The organism is Stenotrophomonas sp. HMWF003 (assembly GCF_003061285.1).
GTDB classification, from domain to species: domain Bacteria; phylum Pseudomonadota; class Gammaproteobacteria; order Xanthomonadales; family Xanthomonadaceae; genus Stenotrophomonas; species Stenotrophomonas maltophilia_AP.
On the sequence record NZ_QAIW01000396.1, the window covers coordinates 1,300 to 11,262 of the forward strand.

The 9,963-nt window shown below is 67.1% G+C and carries 7 protein-coding genes, 2 tRNA genes and 1 pseudogene; 8 read left to right on the top strand and 2 right to left on the bottom strand.

Features of this window, described 5'->3' with window-relative positions:
• Together DBR34_RS23670 and cydD are read right to left on the bottom strand one after the other, a co-directional pair.
• Window positions 1-370, bottom strand: a pseudogene (locus tag DBR34_RS23670) (thiol reductant ABC exporter subunit CydC); the annotation flags it as partial.
• Window positions 367-2,055 carry a thiol reductant ABC exporter subunit CydD gene (gene cydD, locus DBR34_RS17040; RefSeq protein WP_258224054.1) on the bottom strand — a complete coding sequence of 563 codons (1,689 nt, stop codon included), beginning with the start codon at window positions 2,053-2,055 and terminating at the stop codon, window positions 367-369. The pseudogene DBR34_RS23670 and the gene cydD, both read right to left, overlap by 4 nt.
• Before the next feature lie 272 nt (window positions 2,056-2,327).
• On the opposite strand from cydD, the gene DBR34_RS17045 reads away from it, so the two are divergent.
• From DBR34_RS17045 to DBR34_RS23675, 8 genes are all read left to right on the top strand, one after another.
• Window positions 2,328-3,911, top strand: coding sequence for a cytochrome ubiquinol oxidase subunit I (locus DBR34_RS17045; protein WP_128097676.1), 1,584 nt, complete (start codon window positions 2,328-2,330; stop codon window positions 3,909-3,911).
• Between the two features lie 15 nt (window positions 3,912-3,926).
• The gene (gene cydB, locus DBR34_RS17050; RefSeq protein WP_128097677.1) at window positions 3,927-5,081 is read left to right on the top strand and encodes a cytochrome d ubiquinol oxidase subunit II; all 1,155 of its coding nucleotides are present in this window, start codon (window positions 3,927-3,929) and stop codon (window positions 5,079-5,081) included.
• A gap of 58 nt (window positions 5,082-5,139) precedes the next feature.
• Complete coding sequence (cydX, locus tag DBR34_RS17055) at window positions 5,140-5,253, top strand: cytochrome bd-I oxidase subunit CydX (protein WP_038687448.1); 114 nt, start codon at window positions 5,140-5,142, stop codon at window positions 5,251-5,253.
• Between the two features lie 56 nt (window positions 5,254-5,309).
• Window positions 5,310-5,386 (top strand) — tRNA-Pro (locus DBR34_RS17060).
• Window positions 5,387-5,524: 138 nt separating this feature from the next.
• Window positions 5,525-5,601, top strand: a tRNA-Pro gene (locus tag DBR34_RS17065).
• Window positions 5,602-5,964: 363 nt separating this feature from the next.
• Complete coding sequence (locus DBR34_RS17070) at window positions 5,965-7,176, top strand: MFS transporter (RefSeq protein ID WP_128097678.1); 1,212 nt, start codon at window positions 5,965-5,967, stop codon at window positions 7,174-7,176.
• 335 nt (window positions 7,177-7,511) lie between these two features.
• Window positions 7,512-9,545: a poly-beta-1,6 N-acetyl-D-glucosamine export porin PgaA gene (gene pgaA, locus DBR34_RS17075; protein WP_128097679.1), complete on the top strand. Its 2,034-nt coding sequence runs from the start codon at window positions 7,512-7,514 to the stop codon at window positions 9,543-9,545.
• Window positions 9,546-9,555: 10 nt separating this feature from the next.
• A partial coding sequence (locus DBR34_RS23675) for a polysaccharide deacetylase family protein (protein WP_258224052.1) occupies window positions 9,556-9,963 on the top strand: 408 nt, incomplete at its 3' end.

Genomic DNA, 9,963 nt, shown 5'->3' on the forward strand with positions numbered 1-9,963 from the left:
CCAGCAGCTCGCCGGTGCGCACACCGGCCAGTCGCGCGGGCGCCAACGGCAGCGCGCGGCGGAAGAACCACACGCGCAGGTCGCGGGCGATGCGCAGGGTGACGTCGTGGCCCACCAGCTTTTCGAAATAGCGCGAGGCGATCCGCGCCATGGTCAGCCCGCGGATGCCCGCCGAGGGCGAGAAGAAGTTGAAGCCGCTGCCCAGCCCGGCCGCACCGGCCAGTGCGGCCGCGGTAAGGAAGCCACCGGACAGCCCCAGCAATGCGGTGCCGGCCAGCATGGTGGTCCACAGCAGCAGTACGGTCAGTACCAGGCGACCGCGATGGCGGGTAAATACCTGCTTCAACGCGTCGATGTGCGGCGCACTCATGCCGACACCTCCAGCGTGTTACGGGTGCCGCTGGCGGTCAATGTCAGGCGCGTATCGGCCCAGGCCATGGCGGTTTCGCTGTGGGTGGCGATGATGACGCTGCGGCCGCGCGCGAATGCGGCCAGCGTGCGCAGCAGGTCGGCCTCGGTGTCCGGATCAAGGAAGGCGGTGGGCTCGTCGAGCAGCAGCAGCTGCGGGTCGCGCAGCAGCAACCGGGCCAGACCGATGCGGCGTGCTTCGCCGCCGGACAGACCAAAGCCGCGCTCGCCGATCACCGTATCCAGCCCATCCGGCAGGGCGGACGCGAAGCGCATCACCTGCGCCGCCTCGGCGACGGCACGCAGGTGCGCGTCGGTGGCGCCCGGGTCGGCCAGGCGCAGGTTGTCGGCAATGCTGCCGTGGAACAGGTAGGGGCGTTGCCCGGCATAACCGATTTCCAGCCCGGGGCGCAGCACGATGCTGCCCGACTGCGGCGGCAGCCAGCCGGCCAGCGCTTCCAGCAGGGTGCTCTTGCCACTGCCGCTGGGGCCGACCAGCGCCAGCCGCTGTCCGGGCTCGATCTGGAAGGACAGGCCATTGATCACGTCGTGCTGCGCGCCCAGCGGGCGCAACACCAGGTCGCGCACCTGCACCGGCGGCGCGTGCTGTTCCAGCAGTTCGGGCGCACGCGCGACGGCGGCAGGGGCGTCGCTGCCCTCCTCCGCACCAGGCAGCTCACCGAGCAGGCGCTCCACCTCGGCCGCGGCGGCCAGCGCGTTGGCGCGGTCGTGATAGTGCGCGGCCAGGCGCCGCAGCGGCGCGTAGAACTCCGGCGCCAGCAACAGGCAGAACATGCCCACGCCCAGTGTGGGTACCTGCGCGTGCAACGACATCAGGCCCAGGTAGCTGAGCCCGAAATACAGCGCGACCATGGCCACGCTGACCGAGGCGAAAAATTCCAGCACGGTGGACGACAGGAAGGCGATGCGCAGCACTTTCATGGTGCGCTCGCGCACGCCTTCGGCGGCCGCGGCCACGCCCTCCAGTTCGGCCTCGCCCCGCCCGTACAGGCGCAGCAGGCCCAGACCCTTGATGCGGTCGGCGAAATGCCCGCTCATGCGGGCCAGTTCGCCCAGCTGCGCGCGCCCGGCCGCTTCTGCGCCCCAGCCCACCAGCATCATGAAGAACGGCACCAGCGGCGCGGTGAACACCAGGATCAGCGCCACCACCCAATCGGTCCAGGCCACCGCCAGCGCGATCAGCAGCGGCACCACCACTACTTCAATGCGCACCGGCTGATAACCGGCGTAATAGTTCTCGATTGCATCGGCATGGGCCAGCATCAGCTCGCCCAGCTCACCGGTACGCTGCTGGCGCAGCCACAACGGCCCGCGCCCCAGCAGGCGCCGGTAGACCCGTTCACGCAGGGCCAGCCGTGCGGCATCGGCCACATCGCCGGCGGCAGCCTGGGTGGCGCTGCCCAGCAGCGCGCGTGCGACCAGCACCGCCAGCAGGCCCAGCAGCACCGGGGTGGCGTCGGCCAGCGGCCGGTGCTGCACCAGCACAGCCTGGATCAACCAGGCGATGGCGGCGGCCTGGCCGATCAACAGCGCTCCGGACATGCAAATGCACAGCGCAGCCATGCGCTGGCGCCCGCGCGCGGCCACGCCCAGCCCGCCCAGCCAGTGCAGGCGGCGACGGCGCAGGGCCGTGGTTTCAACAACAGTGGCGTCGGGGGGTATGCTCAAGGCAGATCACGCAGGGACACAGGGAGGTTTCCGTCGATTGTAGTGGGTGCCGGCATGGCCCCCGTGCGGCAAGCGGTCGCAGGCTGCCAGGAACGCATACGATTCCTTGGCAAGACCGCTCGTACATTGATCTGAATCAAGGCTATTTGAAGTTGCAGGTCACAGAATTCATCCCGTAGACCCCCCTTCCCGCCACCTGAAACGCAAACACCCAACGAGGTAGCCAGGCCATGATTGATCAGACAGTCGTAGAACTGTCGCGGCTGCAATTCGCTCTGACCGCGATGTACCACTTCCTATTCGTCCCCCTCACGCTCGGGCTGTCCTTCATGGTGGCCATCATGGAGAGCGTGTACGTCATGACCCGCAAACAGGTCTGGCGGCAGATGACCCTGTTCTGGGGCACGCTGTTCGGCATCAACTTCGCCATCGGCGTGGCCACCGGCCTGGTGATGGAATTCCAGTTCGGCATGAACTGGTCGTACTACAGCCACTACGTGGGTGACATCTTCGGCGCACCGCTGGCCATCGAAGGGCTGATGGCGTTCTTCCTGGAAGCCACCTTCATCGGCCTGTTCTTCTTTGGCTGGAAGCGGCTGAGCGCGGTCAAGCACCTTACCGTGACCTGGCTGATGGCGCTGGGCACCAACCTGTCGGCGGTATGGATCCTGATCGCCAACGGCTGGATGCAGAATCCGACCGGTGCGGTGTTCAACCCCGAAACGATGCGCATGGAAGTGGTGGACTTCGCCGCGGTGCTGTTCAACCCGGTGGCGCAGGCCAAGTTCGTGCACACGGTCAGTGCCGGCTACGTGACCGGCGCCATCTTCGTGATGTCCATCAGTGCGCTGTACCTGCTGCGGGGCAAGTACAAGGACATGGCCCGCCGTTCGTTCGCGGTGGCGGCTGCCTTCGGCCTGCTGTCGTCGCTGTCGGTGGTGGTGCTGGGTGACGAGAGCGGGTACGCCGCCAGCGAACACCAGAAGATGAAGCTGGCTGCGATTGAAGCGATGTGGGAAACCGAGCGTGCCCCGGCCGACTTCACCGCCTTCGGCATTCCCAACCAGACCACCCACACCAACGATTACGCGATCAAGATCCCATACCTGATGGGCCTGATCGCCACCCGTTCGCTGGACCAGCCGATCCCGGGCATCCTGGAACTGGTGGGCCGCGCCGAGAACCGCATCCGCGGCGGCCAGCTGGCGTACGGTGCGCTGGAACGCGTGCGCAAGGACAAGAACGACGTCGAAGCGCGCGAGATGTTCGACCGTCATTGGCAGGATCTGGGCCACGGCCTGCTGCTGAAGCGTTACCGCGAGGACATCCTCAACGCCACCCCGGAAGAAATCTCCAAGGCGGCGATGGACACGGTACCGCGCGTGGCACCGCTGTTCTGGACCTTCCGCATCATGGCTGGCCTGGGCTTCTACCTGATCGCCTTCTTCGCCCTGGCGTTCTACTTCTCGTGCCGCAACAGCTTCCAGGACAAGCGCTGGTTCCTGCGCCTGGCCGTGTGGTCGCTGCCGGCGCCGTGGATCGCGATCGAATGCGGTTGGTTCGTGGCCGAATACGGTCGCCAGCCGTGGGCGGTGGATGGCGTGCTGCCCACCTTCTACGCCGCATCGGGCCTGGCCCTGCATGAAATCCTGACCACGCTGGCGGTGTTCACCGGGTTGTACACGGTGCTGCTGGTGATCGAGGTCAAGCTGATGCTGAAGGCGATCCGCAAGGGTCCGGAAGAGATCCTGCCCACGCTGCAGGCTGATATCCGCCCCGTTTCCCCCGTTGCCGCCGCCCCCGGCCAAGCCTGAGGCAGGAGAATCCAGATGGAATTCATTGCACTTGATTACACCACGCTCCGCGTGATCTGGTGGCTGCTGCTCGGCATCCTGCTGGTCGGCTGGGCCGTCATGGACGGGTTCGACCTGGGCGTTGGCACCCTGCTGCCGTTCGTGGCCCGCACCGATGACGAACGCCGGCTGGTGATCAACACCGTCGGCCCGGTCTGGGAAGGCAACCAGGTCTGGTTGGTGCTCGGCGGCGGCGCGATCTTCGCCGCGTGGCCGCCGCTGTACGCGGTGAGCTTCTCCGGCTTCTACCTGGCCGTGTTCCTGATGCTGTTCGGGCTGATCCTGCGCCCGGTCGCCTTCAAGTACCGCAGCAAGATGCCCGGCAAGCGCTGGCGCCAGAACTGGGACCGGGCATTGTTTGTCGGCGGCCTGTTGCCGGCACTGATCGCAGGCGTGGCGGTGGGCAACGTGCTGGTGGGCGTGCCGTTCCACTTCGATGACAGCATGCGCATCTTCTACACCGGCACGCTGATCGGCCTGCTCAACCCGTTCGCCCTGGTGGCGGGCCTGGTCAGCGTGGCGATGGTGGTGGCCCACGGTGCGGCGATGCTGGTGCTCAAGACCGACGGTCCGGTGGCCGAGCGTTCGGCCCGCTATGGCAGCGTGGCTGCACTGGCGAGCTTCGTGTTGTTTGCCGCCGCCGGCGCCTGGGTGGCCTTCGGCCTGCCGGGCTACCAGATCACCTCGCAGGTGGTCACCGACGGCCCGACCAACCCGCTGTTGAAGACCGTTGAACTGGGCAGCGTCGCCGGCGGCTGGCTGCGCAACTACAGCAGCATGCCCGCCACGGTGGTGTTCCCGCTGATCGGCCTGCTCGGTGCCCTGGCCAGTGCGGTGCTGCTGCGTGCCCGCCGTGGCGGCCTGGCCTTCCTCGCCTCGGGTGCGTCCATCGCCGGCATCATCCTCACCGTCGGCTTTGCGATCTTCCCGTTCCTGCTGCCGTCCTCCAGCCAGCCCATCTCCAGCCTGACCGTCTGGGACAGTTCGTCCAGCCACCTCACGCTGTGGATCATGCTGCTGGCCACGGCCATCTTCCTGCCGATCATCATCGCGTATACCAGCTGGGTGTACCGCGTCATGAAGGGCAAGACGACCGCCGAGGACATGGGCGACAACCCCAACGCGTATTGAGTGGTTTCTTGCGTGCCGACCACCGGTCGGCACCACCCCCGAATGAAGGAGAGTGAACATGTGGTATTTCGCCTGGATCCTCGGCGCCGGCCTTGCATCGGTCGTGGCCATCCTCAACGGCATGTGGTTCGAAGCCCGCGAAACCAGCCGGCTGGACAACGAGCAACGCTGAAAGTGTAAAAAAGAGTTGCCGATACGGCCTTCACACCGTATTCTTGGCGGCTCCTTCGGGGTGTAGCTCAGTCTGGTAGAGCGCTACGTTCGGGACGTAGAGGTCGCAGGTTCGAATCCTGTCTCCCCGACCACTCAGGTGGTCGCATTGAAGCCTGGAAACACGATTTCCAGGCTTTTGTGTCTAAGCCGTGGCAACACGGCACCGAAGGAAAGCAACACGGTCCCCCTTGCCGCCGAAGGGCGGGATCGATACAATAGGCGGCTCCTTACGGGGTGTAGCTCAGTCTGGTAGAGCGCTACGTTCGGGACGTAGAGGTCGCAGGTTCGAATCCTGTCTCCCCGACCATTTGATGGTCACATTGAAGCCTGGAAGACACATGTCCTCCGGGCTTTTTTGTGTCTGTTGATTGGGGCACGCCCAAGCCTGGATGGCATCGTCGCGTAGCGCCGGGGTGTGCCCGGCAGATTTGAACGATGGCGGCACCAGCAGCCGGGCAGAGCCCGGCTCTACGCGGCGAGCCATGGATCTCCGTCCGGCGCGTTGGCACGACCCATTCATTTGGCGCAGGTACAATGCCCCGCTTCGGGACGCGCGCGGCGCGCGCCATTCCTCTTCGACCCCACGCAGCCCCCGGCCATGCGCCCGTGGCGGCGTTTCCGCACATCCGGCCCCCACCGTGATCGCGCCACCTGCACGAGATCCACGTCCATGACTCCTACCGACCCACACGCCTCCTCTTTGCTGCGCGGACGCGTGCTCGCCTTTGCGGCCATCCTGCTGGCTGCGCTCAACCTGCGCACCGCCGTCACCTCGGTCACCCCGCTGCTCGACCTGCTCGGCCAGACCTTCGGCTTCGGCACCACCATGACCGGCGTGCTCGGCATGCTGCCCACCGCCTCGTTCGCCCTGTTCGGCGTCACCACCCCCATGGTGGCCCGCCGCATCGGCCTGGAACGCACCGCCCTGCTCGCCATGGGCCTGGCCACCGTCGGCCTGCTGCTGCGCTCCATGGCCGGCGGCATCGGCAGCCTGCTGTTCGGCTCCATCGTCGCCCTCGCCGGCATGGGCATCGGCAACGTCGTCGTGCCGCCGCTGGTCAAGCGCTACTTCGCCAACCGCGTCGGCACCGTCAGCACCCTCTACATCACCGTCCTGCAGGTTGGCACCATGATGCCCGCCCTGCTCGCCGTGCCCCTGGCCCAAAGCGCCGGCTGGCGCGTCTCGCTGGGCATCTGGGCCATCCTCGCCCTCGCCGCCGCGCTGCCCTGGATGGCGCTGGCCCGCCGCCGCCCGCATCCGGACCCGCTCGACACCGCCGCCGACCCGGCCGCGCAGCCGCATGGCAAGGTCTGGCGCACCCCGCTCGGCTGGGGCATGACCCTGATGTTCGGCATGACCTCGCTCATGACCTACTCCATGTTCACCTGGCTGCCGCGCATCGTCGTCGAAGCCGGTGCCACCCCTGCGTTCGGCGGCATCATGGTGGCCATCTTCGCCGCCTGCGGCCTGCTGCCCTCGCTCACCATGCCCGCCCTGGCGGTGCGCCTGCGCAACCCGTTCCCGCTGGTCCTGATCGGGTTCTCGGCCTTCCTCATCGCGTTCGCCGGCCTGCTCTTCGCTCCCATGAAGGCACCGTGGCTGTGGGCGGTCCTGCTCGGCATCGGCCCGTCCACGTTCCCGCTCGCGCTGACCCTGATCAACCTGCGCACCCGCACGCCTGCCGGCTCGGCCGCCCTGTCCGGCTTCATGCAGGGCGTGGGTTACGCCTTCAGCTGCCTCGGCCCGTTCCTGTTCGGCTGGCTGCACGAAATGAGCGGTGGCTGGCACCTGCCGTTCGGCTTCCTGGTGATCTGCGCACTCGTCCTGCTCACCGCCTCGTGGGTGGCCTGCAAGCCGCAGAAACTGGAAGACCAGTGGTGAGCGTCGCTTCTACACACCGCATGCGCACCTACTGACGTAGCGTGTCCAACATTGACCTGCCGGCAACGGCGGGCGATGTGGACTGGACCGTACCCAGCGCGCCTCACTGAACGGCTTCAGTGCGCAGCACCCCCGGGGACATCGCCGTGGCGGCGGCCTGTGGGGGCTTTGCGATCAGTACGTTACGACGTGTTTGGCATCTACCGCGACAGCGGTGGAGAGTGATGCGTGCTTTAACGAATTGTAAACAAATGCGTAGTAAGGCAGGATTGGCATGTGATGTGCGTCACATTTTGAGCACAGCATATTCTCTGAAGGGACGCTCTGGGGGTTCCATGTACAACCATCGGCCGCTGGCGCTTTGCGTCGGCCTGGCATGCGCCACACTCTGTCTGACCAGCACCGGCGCCCGCGCCGCCGCCACTGCGGACCAACTGGGTCAGATCAGCCAGTTCCGCGACCACGCCCAATGGCTGGATGCGCTGGCCGCGATCGAGCGGGCCCAGCTGCAGTCGCCCAACGACGAACTGCTGTACAAGCTGCAGGTGCTCACCCTGTCCGACATCGGCAACGCGCACCGCGCCTGGCAGCTGCACCAGGCCCGCCCGCAGCTGTTCGACGACGGCCAGAAGCAGCGTTTTGAAGCCAACTACCTGGCCAAGCTGGTCGGCTGGAGCCTGGCTTACGGGGCCAGCGAAGACACCCGGCTGGACGAAGCCGAGGGCGCACTGGCCCAGATGCAGCAGTACCTCGACCGCGATGGCAGCACCGTGCAGGCCGCGCCGCTGCGCATCCGTTACGACCGCCTGATCCTGCTCAACCGGCTGGGCCGGCACACCCAGGTGCGCGACGAATACCGCAGCCTGCTGGCCGAAGGCCATCCCGTGCCGAACTACCTGATGGCCCCGATCGGCGATTCGCTGATGGCCACCCAGCACCCGCAGGAAGCCATTCCGGTGCTCGAGGCGGCCATGAAAGCCGACCCCTCGCAGCCGCAGGTGCGTTCCGAACTGGCCTACGCCTACCTGGAAAGCGAACAGGCCGACACCGCCATCGCGCTGGTCAAGAAATGGCAGGCCGACGAACCAGCCTGGCGCTGGACCAACGGCGCCAAGGCCCCCCACGCCAACTGGCCGCGCTACGAAGCCGACCTCAACCTGGCCATGGTGCGTGCCTACAGCGGCGACCTGCCCACCGCCCAGCGCGACCTGGAGAAGATGGTGGACATCGGCCCGGGCAACACCGGCACGCAATCTTCGCTGGGCAATGTGTACCTGATGCGCGGCTGGCCGCGCCGGGCACTGGAGCGCTACAGCATGGCCAACACGCTGGACCCGCGCGACGTCCCGGCCCGGCTGGGCCAGTACGACGCCTACGTGGAGCTGCAGCGCGACGACCTCGCCCGCCCCATCCACGACACCCTGCTGGAACGCTACCCCGGCCAGCCGTCGGTACAGCGGCTCGACCGCAGCTGGCGTGCCCACCGCGGCTGGCAGCTGCATGCCTACGCCGAGGGCGGGCGCAGTTCCGGCGGCGGCGGCGCATCGCCGCTGGGTAACGATGACGGCCGTTACGGCGTGGAAGTGCAGTCGCCGATCCTCGACGACCGCTGGCGCGTGGTGGCCTTTGCCGACCGCCGCAATGTCGATTTCCAGGACCAGACCATCAACCCGTTGCGAGTCGGCGTTGGTACGCGCTACCGCTATGGCCGCGCCGATGCCGAAGCCTTCGTCAACCGCGCCAACGACCACATCGGCGATACCGGCCTGAGCGCCGGCCTCGGCTGGCAGTTCAGCGACCAGTGGCACGTGGGCGTCACCGCCGCGCGCAACGACGCCGATGCCTCGATGCAGGCGCGCGTGTCGGGCATCACCGCCGACAGCGTGGCCGTGGCCGCGGACTACCGCCGCAACGAACGCACCCACTGGAGCATCGGCGCCAGCCAGTTCCGCTACGACGACGGCAACCGCCGCGACACCGTCACCACCGCCATCGAACAGCGCCTGCTGACCCGTCCCACGCTGATCCTGGACGGCCTCGGCAGCCTCTACGCCAGCCAGGGCAGCCGCGACGACGTGCCCTACTTCAATCCGTCCGAGGACCACTCGGTGGAACTGGGGCTGCGCGTGGACCAGCAGTTGTGGCGCCACTACGAACGCCACTTCCGGCACCGCCTGACCGTCTCGGTGGGGCAGTACTGGCAGCAGGGCTTTGGCAGCGCGATCGTGCCGTCGGCCGAGTACCGCCACGAATGGCAGATCGGCGAAGGCCGGATCTTCGAGTACGGCGTGAGCTGGTCGCGACCGGTCTACGACGGACAACGCGAACGACACGTCGGCCTGGATGTCGGCCTGCGCTGGGGAGAATGAGATGGGACATATGGATCTGAAACGCTGGACCCTGGGCCTGCTGCTGGCGATGCTGGCCGTGGTCGTCCCCGCGCACGCGCAGCCGCAGCCGGCCCTGCTGGATTCGGCCGACAACGGCCTGCTGGTGCTCAGCTACCACGACATCCGCGATGACGTGGCCACCACCAGCGACCTGGACGCCTATGCGGTCAGCACCCAGAACTTCGCGGCCCACCTGGACTGGCTGTCCGCGCACGGCTACCACCCGGTGTCGCTGTCGCAGCTGATCACCGCCTCCCAGGGCGGTACCCCGCTGCCGCCCAAGCCGGTGCTGCTGACCTTCGATGACGGCCTGCGCAGCGTGTACAGCAAGGTGTTCCCGCTGCTGCGCGCCTACAACTACCCGGCGCTGGTGGCGGTGATCACCGATTACGTGGAC

Coding starts and splice junctions, on each gene's coding strand:
- DBR34_RS17045 (WP_128097676.1), top strand. CDS start 2,328: ATGATTGATCAGACAGTCGTAGAACTGTCGCGGCTGCAATTCGCTCTG.
- cydB (WP_128097677.1), top strand. CDS start 3,927: ATGGAATTCATTGCACTTGATTACACCACGCTCCGCGTGATCTGGTGG.
- cydX (WP_038687448.1), top strand. CDS start 5,140: ATGTGGTATTTCGCCTGGATCCTCGGCGCCGGCCTTGCATCGGTCGTG.
- DBR34_RS17070 (WP_128097678.1), top strand. CDS start 5,965: ATGACTCCTACCGACCCACACGCCTCCTCTTTGCTGCGCGGACGCGTG.
- pgaA (WP_128097679.1), top strand. CDS start 7,512: ATGTACAACCATCGGCCGCTGGCGCTTTGCGTCGGCCTGGCATGCGCC.